This window comes from Massilia aurea (assembly GCF_024753205.1).
GTDB lineage: Bacteria > Pseudomonadota > Gammaproteobacteria > Burkholderiales > Burkholderiaceae_D > Telluria > Telluria aurea.
Genome location: NZ_JANUGZ010000001.1, coordinates 172,838 through 192,291, shown reverse-complemented (window position 1 = coordinate 192,291; position 19,454 = coordinate 172,838). Strand labels below are relative to the sequence as shown.

Here is a 19,454-nt window from a genome sequence, read left to right as displayed (position 1 = left end):
GCCCGTCCGGCCAGGCGCGTGAGCAGCGTTGGCGCGCAGCGTTGGAGAGAGCAATTCGGGCGGCATGCGGTCCATCGGCGTTCCTTGCGACGTCCGGGGCTTGATCTGCGGATCAGAAGCGCAGATCGAGGCGCACGTCGGCGGTGCGGGGCGCCGTCGGTGTGGTCATGCCGAAGCTGTCGATCAGCGACGGGCGCACCGAATTTTCCAGGTTGCGCACGCGCGCCAGCAGACTCCAGGCGCCGCCGGCCGGGGCGTAGCGCAGCGTGGCGTCGGTGGTCGTGTGCGCCGGGATCCGGTATTCGAGCAGCTGGCTCGGGATCGTGATTACATACTCGGCGCTGCGGCGCGAGAACACGCCTGCATGCAGCTGCCCGCCAAACACGCCGAAGCGGTGCTCGTAGCCGAGCGTATAGACATGGCTCGGCGCGCGATCGAGCTTGCGCCCGGCCCATGACGCGGTGGGGGTCGGGTTGTACGTCACGTAATGCGCGTCGAGTGCGGTCGCGCCGTAGCTGAGGCGCCCGTTGCTGCCGACGCGGATGTCGCCATCGAGTTCCAGGCCGCGCGAGCGGGCAACGCCGGCATTGCCGGTCAGGATGCGCGGGGCGCCCGAGACGATGGCGGTGCCACTCAGTTGCAGATTCGTGTAGTCGTACACGAAGGCGGCGGCGTTGACGGTAACGCGGCCACCCCACAGGCGCGACTTGACGCCCGCTTCCCAGGCGCGCAGTTCTTCCGGCTGGTAGTACAGCGCGCTTTCCGGCACGGCCACTGCCGCCGGGCAGGCGATGCCCAGCGCGGTCGTGCCGGCGATGCAGCCATCGTTGAAGCCGCCCGCCTTGTAGCCGGTGGCCAGGCTGCCATACAGCAGCGTGGTGGGGAGCAGGTCGTAGTCGAGACCCAGGCGCCAGGTCGTGCGCGCGGTATTCAGTTCGGCCGCGTTGAGCAGGCGCCGGTCGGTGGCGGCGTTGAACACGGGCCCTTGCCGGAAATCGGTGGAGCCGACGCGGTCCTTGTCGTCTTCGGTACGGCGCGCGCCGGCGGTCAGGCGCAGGCCGTCGATCACGCGCCAGGTCAGCTGGCCGAACACGGCGCGACTGCGCGCTTCGGTCACGAGCGGAAACGCGTAGTACGGCGGCAGGCCGACCGCTTGCAGGCCCTGGAACGCATACGACGTGTCGGACGTTTCGCTGAAGTAGTAGAAGCCGCCCTGGGCGCTGAGCGGGCCGGCGCCATTGGTGGCCAGGCGCAGCTCGTGCGAATCCTGCTCGTTGTGGCTGTCGTAGTTGTTGATCACGCCAAGGGCGAGTCGCGGGGCCACGCGGTAATAGTAGTTCTGGCGCAGTTCCTGGTCCAGCTTGCGCCGCGCGCCCAGGTAATACAGGGTGGCGGGCCCCAGATCCCAGCGCAGGTCGGCGGACCAGCCCTGTGCCACGCGGTCTTGCCAGCCCTGCACGGGCGTCATGTTCGGCGGGCGGAAGCTGTTGGTCAGGCGTTCGTCGGTCGTGCTGTCGCGGTACACGGGCGTGCCGCTGGCCACGCCGGTGTAAAAGTTCGTGTCCGGCACGAAGCGGTCGTTATTGCCTTTGGCCTGGCCGTGATCGTAGCGCAGCACCAGCGTGGCGTCGCGGCCCAGTGCGAGCTTCGCGCTCAGGCGCGCGTCACGGTCGTCCTGGTCCATGCCGGGACGCAGCAGCGTGCCCTGGCCGTTGTTCAGGTAGGCGTCATGCGTCAGCTTGCTCAAGGCAGCGCGCAGCGCCAGCATGTCGTTCACCGGCACATTGATGACGCCGTCGATCTTGCGCCTGTCGTAGGTGCCCGCCTCGAACCCGATGGCGCCCTCGAAGCGATCGGTCGGCAGGTTCGAGATCACGTTGACCAGGCCGGCGGTCGTGTTGCGGCCATACAGCGTGCCCTGCGGGCCACGCAGTACTTCGACGCGGTCGATGTCCAGAAAGTTGCCGCTCTGGGCGGCAGGCCGTGCGATATACACGCCGTCGAGCATGAAGGCGGCCGACGGATCGCCCTTGTCGGTGGTGTCGCTGTTGCTGATGCCGCGGATCGTCAGACGCAGGCCCGAGAACGCCTGGTCGATATACACATTCGGCAGGCGCGGGCCGATGGTGCCGGGGCTGTCGGCGCCGAGATCGCGCAGCTGTTCGCCGGACAGGACACTGATCGCGAGCGGCGTACGCGACGCCAGCGATTCGGTGCGCTGCGCGGTGACGACGACTTCCGGCATTTCCAGGCCGGTGTCATCTCCGCCGTGTTGGACAGGGACGGTTTGCGCCGTGGCGATACTGCAGACGATACTGGATACGGCCGCAGCCAGCAGCGTGTGCGCTGGGCGGACTGGTGTTGCTGTCATTGCGAAGACTCCCGGTGGGACGGATGCGTGCCCGTCGTGGCCAACGCATGTCCGATGTTGTTCTTTGTGGTAAATTAAATTGCGCTGGGCAATTCCACGCCCGAGAGTCTAGCAGTACATCCTGAGGCGAAATAGTCCCGGAAAGTTAATTGAACAAAAATGACACCTGTACGCAACGGTCGGCGCGTTGACTGAATAATCTGTCAATGAAGCTCGGCATCAGGACTGATGATTTTGTCATTCCCGACGGCGCCGTGCAGTCTGACCGACCAGGCCACGCCGGCGATCAGCAGCGCGATTGCCGCCAGTTCCAGTGGCCGTGGCCCGGCGCCGCGATAGATGCAGCCGTACAGCAGCGCGAACAATGTTTCGAACAGGATCAGCTGGCCCGTCAGCGTGACGGGCACGCGGCGGCTCGCCACGTTCCAGAAATGATTGCCAATGACCGACGCCCCCAGCGCCAGCAGGGCGTTGCAGACCCAGAACACGGTCCAGTCGCGCTCGCCCGCCACGGGCCCGCCGGCATCCCAGAACGCGAACGGTGCCAGCACCAGGGACAACACGCCGGTGGCCAGGCCGTACAGCGCCGACCATTCGCCGCTGCTAAAGCGCGGGTTGTTCTTCAGGTAGCGCGCATTGTCGAGCGCGTACCAGCTCCAGCACAGCAAGGCGCCAGTGGCGCACAGCACGCCGCCCGCGATGGCGATGCCGGAGGCATCGACCGGTGCATGCATGAACGTGTCGATGTTGATGCAGGCGATGCCGACCGCGACCAGCAGCAACGGGGCCAGCATGCGCCGCAGCGGCACGGCGCCATGGTCATGACGACCGAGCAGCGTGACCACCAGCGGCACCATGCCGACGATCAGCGAGGTCGGCCCGACCCCCGCATACTGCACGCCATACGCCAGCAGCACGTAATACACGAGGTTACCGGCCAGCGCGTGGCGCGCGAGCGCGTACAGGTCGGCCCGGCACAGGCTGGCGAGGAGGTCGCGCAGGCGCGGGCCCAGGAGCACGAGGGCGATGGCGCCGTAGGCCAGATAGCGCCCGACGGTCAGTTGCAGCGGTGTGAACGCGGCCAGAAAGGCCGGCGCAATGAACACGATGCCCCACATGGCGCCAGCCAGCAAGCCGCACAACACACCGATCCCCATGCCTGTTCCTTCCCGTGATCCCGTCAGCCGGGCATTCTAGCAGCGGCTCAGGCTGCCAAAGCGAGAGTTGACGCGCACTCAGTGGCGGCCCGCCACTGAGTGCCCCAAGTCCTACAGCAAACGGGCGCACACGCCTATGGCGGCGGCGTACGATCGGCATAAGATAGCTGCATCCATCACACATCAGGAGCACCGCATGCCAATCGATAACGACAACAAGGATCAGGACGTCAAGGGCCGTAACTGGGACCAGCTCACCACCGGCACGACCAGTGTTGCCACCATGGGCGCTGGTTCGACCGGCGACGTCGCCGGTAGCGGCAGCAAGCAGGCAGCGCCGGGAACGAATAGCGAAAGCGAGGCCGAAACGGCTGGCGGCGGATTGCAACAGCTCGGTCGCACCGATGATTTGCTGGCAGGCGGCTCGACCGAAGAACAGGCCGATGAAGGTTTCCAGGGCAAGGCCGACGAGAATGGCACGCAAGGCAGCCAGGTCGCCGCTGCCGGTAACAGCGACCGCGCTGGGAAAGGTGCGGACAACAAATAAGCAATGACCTGCTGCGGGGCTGGCGGATCGCGTTGCAGCGTCCGCCCCCGCCCCGCGAGAGTTCCGTTAAGGCTCGCTGGAGTGACAAGGGTGGACTAGAATGAACCTGGTCACCTTGTCTGCCAGATAACGGTGTTCGGCCAAAGTCGAGAGCATACTATCAACGGTTGATGCCTTCGATCGGATAGGGTTCCGGTGCGCCCATGGGATTGGGTGCAAATACCCAGTTTGCATAGGGAAATTGAACAGCAGTCGTGTCAATTGACTCCTGTCCGCTGGCGAAAATCAGAGGCCCGTGGGAGTGTCACGCCCTTGACCCCGTTGCAATGACTGACATGGCAGATTGTCATCATTATTAGTGATAATGTGTCAGAATGTTGCAATGACTCAAGAGATATCAAACACTCGCTCCTATCGCGGACAGACGCCTGAGCAGCGTCGCGCCGACCGGCGTAACCGCCTCATTGCCGGCGCCATCAGCGTATATGGCGAGCGGGGCTATCACAACGCGACCGTCAAGGCTGTTTGCGACGCCGCGGGTCTCACCGAGCGCTACTTCTACGAATCATTCGCGAATAGCGAAATGCTCCTGATCGACAGCTACAATTTCATCACCGATCTGGTGCGTGAACGAGTGCTGCTGGCCGGAGAATCTGCGCGCGGTGGCAGGATTGCGCGCTCGCGAGCCATGCTCTACGCTTATTTCTCTTCGATTCAGCGCGACCCCCGCTCAGCACGTGTTTTCCTCGTCGAGATCCGTGGTGTGAGTGCTGCCGTGGACCGTACCTTCGACGAATCGCTGCGCGAATTTGGTCTGGCTGTCACGCGCCTGGTGGCGCCGGATCTGCTGGACGACGAATTGCTGCAGGCAGGCGTTATCGGTGGTGTGATCCATATTGCGATGCGCTGGATCGCATGCAACTACGAGCCGCCGATCGACGAGGCCGTCGCTGCGGCGTTGCGCCTTGGCACCGCGCTGTCCAAGCGGCCCCGCGTCGCGCCGGCCACCAGCGCGTAACCAGTCACCGGCAATAAGAGGAAAAAAGGGCTGAAGCGCCGTCCCTGGACGGGACGGCGCCTGCATCAGATATGCAGTGCGTGGCCCAGCGCGCGCAGCGCTGCTTCCTGCACCGCTTCACCGAGAGTAGGATGGGCGTGGATCGTGCGCGCGACGTCTTCCAGTTGCGCGCCCAGTTCGATCGACTGCGTGAAGCCTGCCGCCAGTTCGGCCACGCCGACGCCCACCGCCTGCCAGCCCAGGATCAGGTGATTGTCCTTGCGCGCGACGACGCGGACAAAACCGTCCGTGCTCTCGATAGTCATCGCCCGCCCGTTGGCGCTGAACGGGAAGCTCGCGCTGATGGCGTCGATGTTGGCCGCTGCCGCCTCGCCAGGGGACATGCCGGCCACCACGATCTCGGGATCGGTGTAGCAGACAGCCGGAATGGCCGCCGGATGGAACCAGCGCCGCTTGCCGGCGATGATCTCGGCCACCATCTCTCCCTGCGCCATCGCGCGGTGCGCCAGCATCGGCTCCCCGGTCAGGTCGCCAATCGCCCAGACATTACGCATCGACGTGCGGCATTGCTCGTCAACCTTGACGGCGCGCCCGTTCATATCGAGCATCAGATGTTCCAGGCCCCAGCCGGTGGTTGCCGGCTTGCGGCCCACGGCCACCAGTACGCGGTCAGCCTCGAGATAGGCTTCGACGCCGGACGCGTCGCGCACCTTGACCCGCTCGCCTTCCATACCCAGCACCGAGGTGGCCAGGCGCACCTCGACACCAAGCCGCTCGAGCGAACTGGCAACCGGTTTGACCAAATCGGCATCATAGGCTGGCAGAATGCGCTCGGCCGCCTCGACAACCGTGACCTGGCTGCCCAGCTTGCGAAACGCCGTACCCAGTTCCAGACCGATATAACCAGCGCCGACCACGGCCATGCGGCGCGGCACTTCGCTCAGTGACAGCGCCTCGGTCGACGAAATCACCGGCCCGCCGAACGGCATGAACGGCAGTTCGACCGCATGCGAGCCGCTGGCCAGCAGCAAATGTTCGCAGCGGATGCGCACCGGTTCCTGGCCGCTGCCTTCGTGAGGCTGCACCTCGACTGTCTTGCCGTCGAGGACGCGTGCCCAGCCGCGTACCACACGCACGCCCTGTTTCTTCAGCAACGCGCCCACGCCGCCGGTCAGGCGCTTGACGATGCCGTCCTTCCAGGCCACCGTTTTTTCGAGATCGATGCTGGGCGAATCTACCTTGATCCCCAGTGGCGACGTCTGCGCCGCGTAGTGCACGGTCTTGGCGTACTCGTCGGCCGCATGGATCAGCGCCTTGGACGGAATGCAGCCGATGTTCAGGCAGGTGCCGCCCGGCTGCGCGCCTTCGACGAGGACGGTCGGAATGCCCAACTGGCCGGCGCGGATGCCCGCCACGTAGCCGGCCGGGCCGCCACCGATGATCAGCAATGTCGTATTGATCGTCTCCATCGCTTACTCCACGAACAGGGTGGCAGGAAATTCGAGGTAGCCCCGGATCGACTGCACGAACTGGGCGGCCACCATGCCGTCGATGACGCGGTGGTCGAACGAGGATGACAGGTTCATCATCTTGCGCGCCACCATCGCGCCGTCACGGATGACGGGACGGTCGACGATGCGGTTCACACCGACGATGGCGACCTCGGGCCGGTTGATGACAGGCGTCGTGACGATGCCGCCCAGCGCGCCCAAGCTCGTGATCGTGATCGTCGAGCCGGTCAGCTCGTCACGCGTGGCCTTGCCGCTGCGGGCGGCTTCAGCCAGGCGTGCGATTTCGGCGGCGCTCGACCATGGGTCGCGCGATTCGGCGTGGCGCACGACCGGCACCATCAGGCCCGACTCGGTCTGCGCCGCGATACCGATATGGGCCGCGTCGTAGGTTGTCAGCGTATTGGCCTCGTCGTCGTAGCGCGCGCTCATCATCGGATAGCTGCGCAGCGCCAGCACCACGGCGCGCATCAACAGCGGCAGCAGCGTGAGCTTGCCGCGCTCTTGCCCGTAACGGGCGTTGAGTTGCAGGCGCAGCGCTTCCAGTTCAGTCACATCGACTTCTTCGACGTAAGTGAAGTGCGGGATATTGCGCTTGGCTTCCTGCATCTTCTCGGCGATCTTGCGGCGCAGACCGATGATCTGCGTGGCGTGTTCGCCGTGCTGCTCGGCATAGCGCTCGTCCATCGCGCCATTGGCCGCGGCGCCGCGGCGGCCAGCCACGTGCGCATCGAGGTCGGCGTGCGTGATACGGCCCGCAGGCCCGCTGCCAGGCACGAACTGCAGCTCGACGCCCAGGTCCCAGGCGCGCTGGCGCACGGCCGGCGGGGCCAGCGGTTTTTCGCCGTCGGCGCGCAGTGGCGCGCCGGAGGTAGCCCTGGCTGGCGCTGGCTTGGCTGCCGGAGCGGGCGCCGGCTTGGCTGGTGCAACGGCCGGCGCTGATGTTTCTGCGGCATGCGCCGCCACAGCCTCGAGCTGCGGTTCAGCGACTTCTTCGGCCGGCGCGGTGGCCGCGCCCGATTGCACGGGCTCCTTGCGCGCCTTGTCGGCGCTGACGTTGCCGGCGCCGGCCACTTCGAGGCGGATCAGTTCTGCGCCCACGGCCAGCGATTGGCCGATCGCGCCGCCCAGGCTCGTGATCGTCCCGGCGACCGGCGACGGAATCTCCACCGTCGCCTTGTCGGTCATGACGTCGGCCAGCACCTGGTCTTCGCGCACCGTGTCGCCCGGCTGCACGTGCCAGGCCACGACTTCCACTTCAGCGATGCCTTCGCCCAGGTCCGGCATCTTGATGACATGAATCCCCATGATCAACCCTCCATCACGCGTTTCAGGGCCGCGCCGACACGGTCGGGCCCTGGAAAGTAAGCCCATTCCTGCGCATGCGGATACGGGGTATCCCAGCCGGCCACGCGCCCGATTGGGGCTTCCAGCTGGTAGAAACAGTGTTCTTGAATCAGCGCGGCCAGTTCGGCGCCGAAGCCGCTTGTCTGCGTGGCCTCGTGCACGATCACGCAGCGCCCGGTCTTTTGCACCGACTTGACGAGCGTGTCCAGGTCGAGCGGCCAGATGCTGCGCAGGTCGATCACTTCCGCATCGACGCCCGATTCACGGGCGGCGGCTTCAGCGACCCAGACCATGGTGCCGTAGGCGATGACGGTCACGTCGTTGCCGGGACGGACGATGGCCGCCTTGTCCAGCTCGACCGTGTAGTAGCCGGTCGGGACGTCGCCTTTCGGGTGGCCCGACCATGGCACGACAGGCCGGTCGTGGTGGCCGTCGAACGGGCCGTTGTACAGGCGCTTGGGTTCCAGGAAGATGACCGGATCGTCGTTCTCGATCGATGCGATCAGCAGGCCCTTGGCGTCGTACGGGTTCGACGGCATTACGGTGCGCAGGCCGCAGACGTGGGTGAAGAATGCTTCCGGGCTCTGGCTATGCGTCTGGCCGCCATAGATGCCGCCGCCGCAAGGCATGCGGATCACCATCGAGGCCGTGAATTCGCCGGCCGAGCGGTAGCGCAGGCGCGCCGCTTCGGACACGATCTGGTCGGTCGCCGGATAAAAATAATCGGCGAACTGGATCTCGACCACGGGGCGCAGGCCGTACGCAGCCATGCCGACCGCGGTGCCGACGATGCCGCCCTCGGAAATCGGCGCGTCGAACGCGCGCGATTTGCCGTACTTCGCCTGCAAGCCGTCAGTCACCCGGAACACGCCGCCGAAGTAGCCGACGTCCTGGCCGTAGACGACGACGTTATCGTCGCGTTCCATCATCACGTCCATGGCCGAGCGTAGCGCCTGGATCATGGTCATCGGCACGGTGGCCGCATCTTTTGGTAAATCGTCGCGTGCCATGCTCATACCCCCAGCTGTTGACGCTGACGGCGCAGATGCTCCGGCATGTCTTTATAAACGTCCTCGAACATCGTCGCGGCGCTCGGTGCGCGCTCGTCGCCCAGGATGCCGAAACTTTCCGCTTCTTTTTGCGCGGCCAGGATCTCGGCTTCGAGCGCCGTGTGCGTCGCGTCGTGCTCTTCGTCCGACCACCAGCCCAGGTTGGTCAGGTACTGGCGCAGGCGGGCGATTGGGTCGCCCAGCGGGAAGCGGGCGTAATCGTCGGCCGGGCGGTAGCGTGCGGGATCGTCCGACGTCGAGTGCGGGCCGGCGCGGTAGGTGACCCATTCGATCAGCGTCGGGCCCAGGTTGCTGCGCGCCCGTTCGGCGGCCCAGCGCGAGGCGGCCAGTACGGCCAGAAAATCATTGCCATCGACGCGCAGGGACGCAATGCCGCTGCCGACGCCGCGGGTGGCGAAGGTCACGCTCTCGCCGCCGGCAATCGCCTGGAAGCTCGAGATCGCCCACTGGTTGTTGACTACGTTGAGGATGACCGGCGCGCGGTACACGTGGGCAAAGGTGAGGGCGGTGGAGAAGTCGGATTCGGCGGTGGCGCCGTCGCCGATCCAGGCCGACGCGATCTTGGTGTCGCCCTTGATGGCCGAGGCCATGGCCCAGCCAACCGCTTGCGGGTACTGCGTGGCGAGGTTGCCCGAGATCGTGAAGAACCCGGCGCTGCGCACCGAGTACATCACCGGCAACTGGCGGCCCTTGAGGGGATCGCGCTCGTTCGACAGCAGCTGGCAGATCATGTCGACCAGCGGCACTTCACGCGCCATCAGCAGGCTTTGCTGGCGGTAGGTCGGGAAATTCATGTCGCCGTCCTGCAGCGCGAGCGCGTGGGCGGTGCCGATCGCTTCTTCGCCGAGGCTGATCATGTAGAACGACATTTTCTTCTGGCGCTGGGCGATGACCATGCGCGCATCGAAAATACGGGTCTTCATCATCGTGCGCAGGCCAAAGCGCAGCAGCTCGCGGTCGGGCGCTTCGGCCCATGGGCCGACGGCGTTGCCATGCTCGTCGAGCACGCGGATGAGTTGCTGGGCCATGTCGCTCGTCTCGAGCGGGGCCACATCGATGGGCGGGCGCCGGACAGCGCCGGCAGGGGTCAACTGAAGGTACGTAAAATCGGTCTTGCAGCCCGGACGGCCGGTAGGCTCCGGTACGTGCAGCGACAGAGGATTGCTCTGGCTCATATATGTGCTTTCCCTTGTGAGGTGGTGTGCAGCATGAAGATCATAGCGTGCTGATTGACGTTTACGTCAACTGCGGCGAACTATTTTCATATTGCTATGCACCATACGGGAGTGGCGTGCGCAGACGAATCGGCGGGCTTGTGCAGCGTCATGCTGTGTTTGCGGCCAGGCAGTGCGGGCAACGCGATGCAGCAATTTAATTTTCGGAGGAAAGACGCGCGGGTGAGAGAATTGAGTTTCCCCATGACCGGAGGCAGCATGCCGACCTGCGACGACATCCTTCTGCTGGCACGCTACAACGCGACAATGAACCGCCAGTTGTACGACGCGGCCGCGAACTTGCCGCATGAGGCAGTGGTTGCCGACCGTGGTGCCTTTTTTGGATCATTGCTGGGAACGCTGAACCACCTGGTCGCAGCCGACAGCATCTGGCTGTCACGCTTTGCTGGCCATGCGACGATTTTTCGCGCGCTCGAGACGCTGCGCGGCGCGGCGATTCCGGTCGACTTGCGCCAGTCGTACGGGGACAGCCTGCCGCTGCTGCGCGAGCAGCGCGAGCGGATCGACGGGATCATCATGGCGCTGGCGGCCGAGGTAACGGCAGCCGATCTGGACTACGTGCTGGCTTACCGCAACACGCGTGGCGCCACGTTCTGCAAGCCGTTCGGCAGCTTGCTGCTGCACTTCTTCAATCACCAGACCCATCACCGTGGCCAGGCCAGCACCTTGCTGACGCAGGCCGGCGCCGATATCGGCGTGACCGACCTGCTGGTGCTGATCGGGGACCGGCCTCCGGCGTAATGCTGGCGCGCCGTTCGCGCAGCCAGAACCCCAGGCCCGGCAGCGCCAACCTGCTCAAGCGGGAAGATGGTGCTTAAATGCGATGCAGCAAAATCATCGAGCGAAGCAGGCTGCTGGAAGGCAGTTGGACGTGCCTCGGGCCGCTTAGAACAGATAGGTGATGCCGACATTGAGCGAAGCAGGTCGATATTTCGGCTTGCCGATCAACACATTGCCGGCATCAGAGGCCTTGAACGTGCCGCTCTCGACACTCGTCCAGCGCGCATCGCCGCTCAGGCGCCAGCGGGGCGAGAGGATGTACTCGGCGCCCACGATGGCTTGTACCGCCACGCCGCCTTTGCGTGAATACTCCTGCTCAGACCCGTTTCGGTCAACGTCGATATCCACGGCGACCACGTAGCCCAGACCAGCGCCGATGAATGGGCGCAGCGCGCCCCGGGCCGGAAACCGGTAATAGCCGTTCAACAGGACCAGTTCGGAAAAGATATTGCCATCGACTGAGACGCCACCAACGCGCCTGAGATAATTGCCACGCTCGTCCCACGCCAGCTCGACGGCCCACCCGTTGCCGAACCGACGGCCCGCGGCAGCACCGAAGCCGAGACCGCCACCAAACTTGGCCGTGCCCCCGACACCGGAACCGGTAGGACGGAATTCCGAAAAGCTCGTGGACGGCGCGGCGGGGACGCCCCCGTAAGCACTCGCGTAGAAGCCTGCCTCGTCCTGGGCGGCGGCCGCCAACGGCGCGAGCAGCAAAACTGCGGTGAGACACGTGACGTAGCGCGTCTTGAAAGGCTGGTTCATGGCAGTCCTTTGGCAATGGAACTACAGAGCAGAACAGCCAATCACTGTACAGTTTTTCTGCACGCTGTAAATACCGCTTTCGCCACACACCCGGACATTCGAAACGCATACTGCGCCTGCACAACCGGTGTTGCTGCGCCCCTGAGAGCGCAGCGCACCTGGGTTTATCCCTTCAGAGCGGCGCTTCGCTCGCGCAGCCAGAACCCCAGGCCCAGCAGCGCCAGCCAGATCGGGATCAGGATCACCGAGATGCGCAGCCCCGGCGTGATCGCCATGATCACGAGCAGGATGGCGACGAATGCCAGGCACACGTAATTCGACAGCGGAAACCACGGGCTGCGAAACAGCGTCGCCTCGCCTGCCTGGTCCTTGCTGCGCCGGAAGCGCAGGTGGCTCCACGAGATCATCGCCCAGTTGATCACGAGCGCGGCGACGGCCAGGCTCATCACCATGCCGAGCGCTTCTTCTGGCAGGAAGTAGTTGATCAGGATGGCAGAACCGGTGGCCACGGCCGAGACGGCCAGTGCATTGAGCGGCACGCCGCGTGCATTGGTGCGCATCAGCGCGCGCGGCGCATTGCCTTGCGCAGCCAGGCCGAACAGCATGCGGCTGTTGGCATACACGCAGCCGTTGTAGACCGACAGTGCGGCGGTCAGCACGACCAGGTTCAGGACGTTGGCGACCCAGCCGTTGTCGAGCGCGGCGAAGATCAGCACGAACGGGCTGCCACCGGTGACGACTTTTTGCCACGGGAACAGCATCAACAGCACGGCCAGCGCGCCGATGTAGAAGATCAGGATGCGGTACAGCGCGTTATTGGTCGCGCGCGGAATCGTGCGCGACGGGTCGTCCGCTTCGGCGGCGGTGATGCCGATCAGTTCCAGCCCGCCGAACGAAAACATGATCACCGCCATGGCCATGGCCAGACCGCCCACACCGTTGGGGAAGAAGCCGCCATGGCGCCACAGATTGGACACGCCCGCCTCGGGGCCGGCGCCGCCGCCGATCAAGAGGTACAGGCCGAACACGATCATGCCGACCACGGCCGCCACCTTGATGACAGCAAACCAGAATTCCAGCTCGCCGAAGGCCTTCACGTTCAACAGGCTGAGCAGGTTGACGAGCACGAAGAAGCCCAGTGCCGAGACCCACGTCGGCAGTTCCGGGAACCAGTACTGCATATAGATGCCAAGCGCCGTCAGTTCGGCGAGACTGACGAGGATGTACATGACCCAGTAATTCCAGCCCGAGACAAAGCCGGCCCGGCGCCCGCAATACTTGTCGGCGAAGTGGCTGAACGAGCCGGCTACTGGTTCGGCGACGATCATCTCGCCCAGCTGGCGCATGATCAGGAACGCGACCGCGCCGGCAATGGCGTACCCGAGCAGCACCGAGGGGCCGGCCATCTGGATGGTCGAGGCGATGCCGAGGAACAGGCCGGTGCCGATGGCGCCGCCGAGGGCGATCAGCTGGATGTGGCGGTTCTTCAGCCCGCGCTTGAGTTGGTGGTGCCCGTCGTCCATCATCGGTTTCTTGATCTTGCTATAAAGACAGGGATTCTACTGCATCGGCGGGGCGCGGCAAACTCGCGCCACGGTTTTGGCGGGCGCGCTATGCTGGTGGTGATGGCAATTCGCCGACACTCACTGGAGACAAGCATGCGCAAAATGATCATGATGGCCCTGGCGGGCCTGCTGTGGAAACAGTTTCAGACCAAGGTCATGAAGCGTCCGGTCGCTCAAAAGAAGACCTGGCGTTACTAAGTACTGAAGCAACAACTGTCACTCCTCGGGTGACGGTTAGAGCAGCGCGGCCTCGGCCGCGCTTTTTTTTGCCTGTAAAAATTACACGCTGTGCGCCAGTCCCAGATTGCGGTTGGCTGGCACCGCAACATCCATCAGGCCCGGGCGTGGCAAGTCGAGCGCCGCCATCAGTGCGATGAAGTCAGCGCGCCCGCGCCCGGCCAGGCGGGCATTGTGCGCGCGTTCCCAACCGATGGTCGAGACCGACTGCCCCTTGTAATCATGGCCGGGCCAGACCCGCGTGGCGGCGTCGAGCGTGAACAATTTGCGCGTCACGCTGTCGTACAGATCGCCCGCGCTGCCGCCCTGGAAGTCGGTGCGGCCGCATCCGCCGATCAGCAGTGTGTCGCCGCTGAACAGGTTGCCGCGCCACAGGTAGCACATGCTGCCGGCCGTGTGGCCTGGCGTGTGGATCACCGCAAGCTCTTCGCCGTCGGCAAAGCCGATCCGGTCGCCGTCCTGCAGCTGGATTTCTGCCGGCGCGATGCCGCAGCCGCTTGGCGCGCAGGCTTTCGCGCCCGTGTGCGCCCGAAGGCGGCCGGCCGACGTGACGTGATCGGCGTGCGCGTGCGTTTCGAACACATGCGTCAGGCGCAGGCCAAGCCGTTCGAGGTGGGCCAGGTCGCGTTCGAAATGGCGGTCGACCGGATCGATGATGGCCGCGTCGCCAGCGCCGGGCGCGGCCAGGATGTAGGTGAAGGTGGACGACTCGGCGTCGAACAGCTGGATCGGGTTCAGTTGCATGATGGGTTCCTCGGTAGCGCCATGTTGTACCACAAACGCGGTTCAGGGCCGGATCGCGGTCAGCTTGTCGGCCAGTGTCGCTGGCGAGAGTTCGCCCACATGGCGCGTGCGCAGGTGGCCCGCCGCATCGTAGAACAGCGTCGTCGGCATGCCGGCCGCGCCAAGGCGCGCGGCGACCTGGCTGCCCGGGTCCAGCACGATCGTGGCCGACTGGGCCGGCAAGCGCAGGCGCTCGCGCTCGACGTAGGTGGTCACGACGGCGGCGGACTCGCCCTGGTTGACCAGCACGAACGCAACGTCGGGATGCTGCGCCTGCGCCGCCAACAAGGCCGGCATTTCGCGCCGGCACGGTGGACACCAGGTGGCCCACAGGTTCAGCACGACGGGGCGGTCGGCAAAGCTGCGCAGCGCGACTTCGCGGCCGTCGAGCTGGCGCACCATCACGTCCGGCAGTGGCGTATGGGGCGGCGTGAATGCCTGGTTCAGCAGCGTGCCGCCGAACCAGACGGCGCAGCCGGCCAGCATGCAGGCCAGCACGGGCCGCCGCAGCGCCGCCTGGCGGCGCGTCAGCTCGGCCCCGACCACGCACGCTGCGATCAGTCCAGCGACCGACGAGAAGCCGCCATCACGGATGTCGAACACGCTCAATGGCGCCGCCAGATAGATCGCATGGTGCTTCAGGACGAACACGAGACGGGCCGAGACGAAGCCGGCCACGATCATGTTCCAGAGCGCGCCGCCCGGGTCGATGCCGCGCCGGCGCCGGAACCACTCGGCGACCAGCGTGGCCGCCAGCACCGCGGCCAGCGACAGGGCGACGGCAATCGGGAGGTACAGCGGGCCCAGCCGGATGGCATCCATTGGCTTCAGCGCGCCTGGATCATTCTTCGGTCGGCGCCGGTTCGGCGGGCGCGGTCTGCTCGATCAGGAGCTTGTCGATCCGGTTGCCGTCCATGTCGACCACTTCGACGCGATAGCCATTCCACTCGAACGACTCGGACGCTTTCGGGATATACCCGAACTGGTACAGCACGAAGCCGGCCAGCGTGTGGTACGCGCCCAGTTCTTCGTCCGGGAATCGTTCGGTGGTGTTGAAGACGTCGCGGAAGCGGTCCAGATCCACGCCGCCATCGAGCAGCCAGCTGCCATCCTGGCGCTGGACGGCGTCGGGATCGGTTTCTTCGCCATTCACGGTGACGTCGCCCACCAGCGCGCTCATGACGTCCGACAGCGTGACCATGCCCTGGATGTCGCCGTACTCGTCGACGATCAGCGCCAGCTCGGCCCGGTTTTTCTTGAACAGCTCGAGCAGCACCATCGCGCCCACGGTCTCGGGAACGAACAGCACGTCCTGCACGGCATGCTCGATATTGACCGCCTCGAGCGAGCCGTGGCGTACCGACTGGGCCAGCAGGTCGCGCACCTTCACGAAGCCCAGGATCTGGGCGCGGTCGCCACGGTAGACCAAGAAGCGGCTGTAGGTGTGGCAGGCGATCAGTTCGAGCGTGTCGCGGCGTTCGGCGTCCAGGTCGATCATGATCAGGTCGACGCGTGGCGTCATCAGCGCTTTCAGGTGCCGGTCATCCAGGCGCAAAGCGCGCGAGACGATGTCATATTCGGTCTTTTCGAACAGGCCGGCGTCGGTGCCTTCCTTGAACATGCCGGCGATGTCTTCTTCGGTCGGTGCTTCTTCTTTGGCGTCATGGATGCCAAAGAGGCGCACGATCGCTTCGGTCGTCAGCGACAGCACCTTGACGAACGGCGACATGATCAGCGACAGGGCTGACAGCGGCGGGGCAATCATCGTCGCCATCGTCTCGGGATGGCGCATCGCGATGCGTTTCGGGACCAGTTCGCCCAGCACGATCGAGACAAAGGTAATGGCCAGCACGACGATGAAGAGCGAGATTTCGTAGGCGTACGGCGCCAGGAAGCCCACCATTTCAATCTGCGGCTGCAGGCGCGTGACGAGCGAGGCTTCACCGAAAGCACCGGTAAAGATGCCGATTAGTGTGATGCCCACCTGGACGGTGGAAAGAAAATGACTCGGGTTGTCGGCCAGTGCGATGGCGCTGCGCGCGCCGCGGCTGCCTTCCTGCGCGCGCCGTTCGAGGCGCATGCGTTTTGCGGAGACGAGCGCCAGTTCGCTCATCGCGAACACCCCGTTCAGCAGGATCAGAACGAGGATGATCAATATATCGGACATGACAAGCAAAAGGCCTATGGCCGGGCATTCCGGGCCGTGGCCGGGTCCGCCACGATGGCGTACGGCGGAATCATGGCATAAATGACAAAAACGTGGGGGACAGCATGGACGATGGCGGGGTCCCCATATGATCGACGGCGCCATCGGTCCCGACTGGGACATTTTGTCCGGGTATGAACAGCGCGGTTAAGGAGTATCCTCACAGACTGCCCTGGCGCGCACTGGCAGTCACCGGCTTCACTCACAGCTTGGAAATACCCAAAAAATGGAATGGTTCCCGATCGTCTTCTTTACGTTCAAAGCGCTCGTGCTTGGCACGGGCATGTTTTTCGCCATCAAATGGCACTATGACCAGGGCAAGAAAGAGAACGGCATGGACCGGCGCAGGCTGGTGATCGGCGTGGCCAAGGTCGTCATCATCTTCGTGGTCCTGCTCGCGGTGCTGGGCTACCTGACACTTCTGCTGGTCAGGAAGCTCGGCCTGGACTGGAACTTTTCGGGATAACGAGCGAGCGGCTCGCGCGCCATGATCATGGTGTTGTACGAAAGCGCTTGGTAATACCGGCCCAGCACTGTTGATAATCCCCCTGCAATTGCGGTGATGCCAGCGCCTGCTCGGTGGGCACCAGCACATTGCGCGTCTCGAACATGAACGCCATCGTGTCGCCCACCTTGTGCGGCTGGCGCGTGTCTGCGCTGCTCGCCTTATCGAAGGTTGCGGCATCCGGCCCATGCCCGCTCATGCAGTTGTGCACGCTGGAGCCGCCCGGCACGAAGCCGTCTGCCTTGGCGTCGTAGGCGCCGTGAATCAAGCCCATGAACTCGCTCGCCACGTTGCGGTGGAACCATGGCGGCCGGAACGTATCCTCCGCCACCAGCCAGCGCGGCGGGAAGATCACGAAGTCGAGCGTATCGACGCCCGGCGTATCCGATGGCGCTTGCAGCACGAGGAAGATCGACGGATCGGGATGGTCGTAGCTGATCGAGCCGATGGCGTTGAAGTGGCGCAGGTCATATTTATAGGGCGCGTAGTTGCCGTGCCACGCCACCACGTCCAGCGGCGAGTGGCCGATCGGCGCGCGCCACAGCCGCCCGCCGAACTTGGTGACCAGCTCGAAATCGCCTTCAATATCTTCATACTGCGCGGTCGGCGTCAGAAAGTCGCGCGGGTTGGCCAGGCCATTCGAGCCGATCGGGCCCATATCGGGCAATTGCAGCAGCGCGCCGAAGTTCTCGCACAGGTAGCCGCGCGCTTCGCCGTCAGGCAGCGTCACCTGGAAGCGCACGCCGCGTGGAATCACGGCGATTTCCTGTGGCTCGACGTCCAGCATGCCCAGCTCGGTAGCGATGCGCAAGCGCCCCAGCTGGGGGACGATCAGCAGTTCGGCGTCCGCATTGTAGAAGTAGCGGCCGTCCATCGACTGGTTGGCGGCGTACAGGTGCACGGCGCAGCCCGTCATCGCCTCGGCCGAGCCGTTGCCCGCCATCGTCACCCAGCCATCGATGAAATCGGTCGGGGTGGTCGGCATCGGCAGCGGGCTCCAGCGCAGCTGATTCGGCGGCGCAGCATTGTCGAAACGGCTGACCAGGCGCGGCGCTTCCAGCGGCACGAAGCTGCCATGCACGGCCGCCGGGCGAATCCGGTACAGCCACGAGCGCCGGTTATGGCTGCGCGGCGCGGTGAAGGCGGTGCCGGACAACTGCTCCGCATACAGACCATACGCCACTTGCTGCGGCGAATTGCGATGCTGCGGCAGCGCACCTGGCAGGGCTTCGGTGGCAAATTCGTTGCCGAAGCCGGACAGATAACCTGACGGGTGGGCCATGCGGTGTCTCCTGGGACTGGTGATGTGGTGCGATTGGTCGATGGCGTCACTCTAGAATAATCTGCCGAGTTTTACGAGATGAATAGAAAAATGTAGACTATTGATTCCATCAATACTGCTGGCCTCCACCACCACCGCGCATGGACAATGCGCCGGCAACCTTGAAAACCCATGATCGAACCGCGCACCATCGACCTGAACCTGCTGTCCGTGTTCCAGGAAGTCTATCGGGAGCGCCAGATTTCCAGCGCCGCCCGCCGCCTCGGCCTGAGCCAGTCGGCGGTGAGCAATGCGCTGGCACGATTGCGGCGCGCCTTTGGCGACGAGCTGTTCGTGCGCACGGCCAGTGGCATGCAGCCCACGCCGCTGGCGACGCAGATGGCCGAACCGATCGGGGCGGCGATGGCGCAGGTGGCGCTCGCGCTGAACCAGCGCAGCCGGTTCGAACCGGGCACGAGCAGCCGCCGCTTCGTGCTGGCCATGACCGACGTCGGCGAGGTGTACTTCATGCCGACGCTGATCGAGCGCTGCCGGCAGGTGGCGCCGCACGTGGAACTCAGTTCAGTGCGCGTGGGCGCGGCGACGCTGAAAGAAGAGATGGAGGGCGGGCGGGTCGACCTGGCGGTGGGCCCGTTCGAGGATGTGTCGGATGCGCTGTACCAGCGGCATTTGTTTCGCCAGCCGTTCGTGACGATGTTCCGCAAGGGCCATCCACTGGGCAAGGGCGCACTGACGCTGGCGCGCTTCGCGGCGGCCGAGCACTTGCTGGTGGACGCGGCCGACAGCCCGTACGACCGGGTCAACGCGGTGCTGGCCAGGGCCGGGATTGCGCCGGCGACGCGCTTTCGGGTGCCGCATTTCACGGCGGTGCCGTACATCGTCAGTTCCAGCGACCTGGTGGTGACGGTGCCGCAAAAACTGGCCGAACGGGCCGGCCTGCCGTTCGCACTCGAATGGGCGACGCCGCCGCTGGATCTGCCGCCGCTGCAAACGAATATTTTTTGGCACCGCCGCTTCAACCAGGATCCGGGCAATGTGTGGTTGCGTGGTTTGCTGGCCGACGTGTTCGCGGAATGAC

The 19,454-nt window shown here is 64.9% G+C and carries 17 protein-coding genes; 5 read left to right on the top strand and 12 right to left on the bottom strand.

Features of this window, described 5'->3' with window-relative positions; genetic code table 11:
- Positions 1 to 112: 112 nt before the first annotated feature.
- Complete coding sequence (locus NX775_RS00825) at positions 113 to 2,371, bottom strand: TonB-dependent receptor (protein ID WP_258834257.1); 2,259 nt, start codon at positions 2,369 to 2,371, stop codon at positions 113 to 115.
- 203 nt (positions 2,372 to 2,574) lie between these two features.
- Positions 2,575 to 3,528 (bottom strand): DMT family transporter, encoded by a 954-nt coding sequence (locus tag NX775_RS00820; protein ID WP_258834256.1) that lies wholly within the window; start codon positions 3,526 to 3,528, stop codon positions 2,575 to 2,577.
- A 196-nt stretch (positions 3,529 to 3,724) separates the two neighbouring features.
- On the opposite strand from NX775_RS00820, the gene NX775_RS00815 reads away from it, so the two are divergent.
- Together NX775_RS00815 and NX775_RS00810 are read left to right on the top strand one after the other, a co-directional pair.
- Positions 3,725 to 4,075, top strand: a complete 351-nt coding sequence (locus tag NX775_RS00815; protein ID WP_258834255.1) for a hypothetical protein — start codon at positions 3,725 to 3,727, stop codon at positions 4,073 to 4,075.
- A 382-nt stretch (positions 4,076 to 4,457) separates the two neighbouring features.
- Positions 4,458 to 5,093: a TetR/AcrR family transcriptional regulator gene (locus NX775_RS00810; protein WP_258834254.1), complete on the top strand. Its 636-nt coding sequence runs from the start codon at positions 4,458 to 4,460 to the stop codon at positions 5,091 to 5,093.
- Positions 5,094 to 5,158: 65 nt separating this feature from the next.
- Here NX775_RS00810 and lpdA read toward each other — a convergent pair whose 3' ends face one another.
- From lpdA to NX775_RS00790, 4 genes are read right to left on the bottom strand one after another with little or no spacing between them, the layout of a single operon-like run.
- Complete coding sequence (gene lpdA, locus NX775_RS00805) at positions 5,159 to 6,562, bottom strand: dihydrolipoyl dehydrogenase (protein ID WP_258834253.1); 1,404 nt, start codon at positions 6,560 to 6,562, stop codon at positions 5,159 to 5,161.
- A 3-nt stretch (positions 6,563 to 6,565) separates the two neighbouring features.
- Entirely contained in the window at positions 6,566 to 7,909 is a 1,344-nt protein-coding gene (locus NX775_RS00800; protein WP_258834252.1) for a dihydrolipoamide acetyltransferase family protein, read from the bottom strand.
- Between the two features lie 2 nt (positions 7,910 to 7,911).
- A complete protein-coding gene (locus NX775_RS00795) occupies positions 7,912 to 8,958 on the bottom strand; it encodes an alpha-ketoacid dehydrogenase subunit beta (RefSeq protein ID WP_229424618.1) in 1,047 nt (348 codons plus the stop codon).
- Between the two features lie 2 nt (positions 8,959 to 8,960).
- Positions 8,961 to 10,193 (bottom strand): 3-methyl-2-oxobutanoate dehydrogenase (2-methylpropanoyl-transferring) subunit alpha, encoded by a 1,233-nt coding sequence (locus tag NX775_RS00790; RefSeq protein ID WP_183552559.1) that lies wholly within the window; start codon positions 10,191 to 10,193, stop codon positions 8,961 to 8,963.
- Positions 10,194 to 10,436: 243 nt separating this feature from the next.
- On the opposite strand from NX775_RS00790, the gene NX775_RS00785 reads away from it, so the two are divergent.
- Positions 10,437 to 10,994: a DinB family protein gene (locus NX775_RS00785; RefSeq protein WP_258834251.1), complete on the top strand. Its 558-nt coding sequence runs from the start codon at positions 10,437 to 10,439 to the stop codon at positions 10,992 to 10,994.
- Between the two features lie 144 nt (positions 10,995 to 11,138).
- Here NX775_RS00785 and NX775_RS00780 read toward each other — a convergent pair whose 3' ends face one another.
- The 5 genes from NX775_RS00780 to NX775_RS00760 form a co-directional block, all read right to left on the bottom strand.
- The gene (locus NX775_RS00780) at positions 11,139 to 11,798 is read right to left on the bottom strand and encodes an outer membrane beta-barrel protein (protein ID WP_258834250.1); all 660 of its coding nucleotides are present in this window, start codon (positions 11,796 to 11,798) and stop codon (positions 11,139 to 11,141) included.
- Between the two features lie 164 nt (positions 11,799 to 11,962).
- The gene (locus NX775_RS00775; RefSeq protein WP_258835085.1) at positions 11,963 to 13,321 is read right to left on the bottom strand and encodes an amino acid permease; all 1,359 of its coding nucleotides are present in this window, start codon (positions 13,319 to 13,321) and stop codon (positions 11,963 to 11,965) included.
- A gap of 321 nt (positions 13,322 to 13,642) precedes the next feature.
- Positions 13,643 to 14,344, bottom strand: coding sequence for an MBL fold metallo-hydrolase (locus NX775_RS00770; protein ID WP_258834249.1), 702 nt, complete (start codon positions 14,342 to 14,344; stop codon positions 13,643 to 13,645).
- Positions 14,345 to 14,386: 42 nt separating this feature from the next.
- Positions 14,387 to 15,205 (bottom strand): TlpA family protein disulfide reductase, encoded by an 819-nt coding sequence (locus NX775_RS00765; protein ID WP_258834248.1) that lies wholly within the window; start codon positions 15,203 to 15,205, stop codon positions 14,387 to 14,389.
- A 19-nt stretch (positions 15,206 to 15,224) separates the two neighbouring features.
- Positions 15,225 to 16,550, bottom strand: coding sequence for a hemolysin family protein (locus tag NX775_RS00760; protein ID WP_258834247.1), 1,326 nt, complete (start codon positions 16,548 to 16,550; stop codon positions 15,225 to 15,227).
- A gap of 265 nt (positions 16,551 to 16,815) precedes the next feature.
- Between NX775_RS00760 and NX775_RS00755 the strand changes: the two genes are divergently transcribed.
- Positions 16,816 to 17,055: a hypothetical protein gene (locus tag NX775_RS00755; RefSeq protein ID WP_258834246.1), complete on the top strand. Its 240-nt coding sequence runs from the start codon at positions 16,816 to 16,818 to the stop codon at positions 17,053 to 17,055.
- 25 nt (positions 17,056 to 17,080) lie between these two features.
- Here the strand turns inward: NX775_RS00755 and hmgA are convergent, their stop codons facing one another.
- Positions 17,081 to 18,376, bottom strand: coding sequence for a homogentisate 1,2-dioxygenase (gene hmgA, locus NX775_RS00750; RefSeq protein ID WP_258834245.1), 1,296 nt, complete (start codon positions 18,374 to 18,376; stop codon positions 17,081 to 17,083).
- Between the two features lie 171 nt (positions 18,377 to 18,547).
- Between hmgA and NX775_RS00745 the strand changes: the two genes are divergently transcribed.
- On the top strand, positions 18,548 to 19,453 hold the full coding sequence (locus NX775_RS00745) for a LysR family transcriptional regulator (RefSeq protein WP_258834244.1): 906 nt from the start codon (positions 18,548 to 18,550) through the stop codon (positions 19,451 to 19,453).
- Position 19,454 lies beyond the last annotated feature (1 nt).

Excerpts from the sequence above, each read along its gene's own strand:
- hmgA (WP_258834245.1), bottom strand. The coding sequence starts at position 18,376 with ATGGCCCACCCGTCAGGTTATCTGTCCGGCTTCGGCAACGAATTTGCC.
- NX775_RS00810 (WP_258834254.1), top strand. The coding sequence starts at position 4,458 with ATGACTCAAGAGATATCAAACACTCGCTCCTATCGCGGACAGACGCCT.
- NX775_RS00780 (WP_258834250.1), bottom strand. The coding sequence starts at position 11,798 with ATGAACCAGCCTTTCAAGACGCGCTACGTCACGTGTCTCACCGCAGTT.
- NX775_RS00775 (WP_258835085.1), bottom strand. The coding sequence starts at position 13,321 with ATGGACGACGGGCACCACCAACTCAAGCGCGGGCTGAAGAACCGCCAC.
- NX775_RS00745 (WP_258834244.1), top strand. The coding sequence starts at position 18,548 with ATGATCGAACCGCGCACCATCGACCTGAACCTGCTGTCCGTGTTCCAG.
- NX775_RS00770 (WP_258834249.1), bottom strand. The coding sequence starts at position 14,344 with ATGCAACTGAACCCGATCCAGCTGTTCGACGCCGAGTCGTCCACCTTC.
- NX775_RS00825 (WP_258834257.1), bottom strand. The coding sequence starts at position 2,371 with ATGACAGCAACACCAGTCCGCCCAGCGCACACGCTGCTGGCTGCGGCC.
- NX775_RS00785 (WP_258834251.1), top strand. The coding sequence starts at position 10,437 with ATGACCGGAGGCAGCATGCCGACCTGCGACGACATCCTTCTGCTGGCA.
- NX775_RS00820 (WP_258834256.1), bottom strand. The coding sequence starts at position 3,528 with ATGGGGATCGGTGTGTTGTGCGGCTTGCTGGCTGGCGCCATGTGGGGC.
- NX775_RS00815 (WP_258834255.1), top strand. The coding sequence starts at position 3,725 with ATGCCAATCGATAACGACAACAAGGATCAGGACGTCAAGGGCCGTAAC.
- NX775_RS00760 (WP_258834247.1), bottom strand. The coding sequence starts at position 16,550 with ATGTCCGATATATTGATCATCCTCGTTCTGATCCTGCTGAACGGGGTG.
- NX775_RS00755 (WP_258834246.1), top strand. The coding sequence starts at position 16,816 with ATGGAATGGTTCCCGATCGTCTTCTTTACGTTCAAAGCGCTCGTGCTT.
- NX775_RS00790 (WP_183552559.1), bottom strand. The coding sequence starts at position 10,193 with ATGAGCCAGAGCAATCCTCTGTCGCTGCACGTACCGGAGCCTACCGGC.
- NX775_RS00800 (WP_258834252.1), bottom strand. The coding sequence starts at position 7,909 with ATGGGGATTCATGTCATCAAGATGCCGGACCTGGGCGAAGGCATCGCT.
- lpdA (WP_258834253.1), bottom strand. The coding sequence starts at position 6,562 with ATGGAGACGATCAATACGACATTGCTGATCATCGGTGGCGGCCCGGCC.
- NX775_RS00765 (WP_258834248.1), bottom strand. The coding sequence starts at position 15,205 with ATGGATGCCATCCGGCTGGGCCCGCTGTACCTCCCGATTGCCGTCGCC.
- NX775_RS00795 (WP_229424618.1), bottom strand. The coding sequence starts at position 8,958 with ATGGCACGCGACGATTTACCAAAAGATGCGGCCACCGTGCCGATGACC.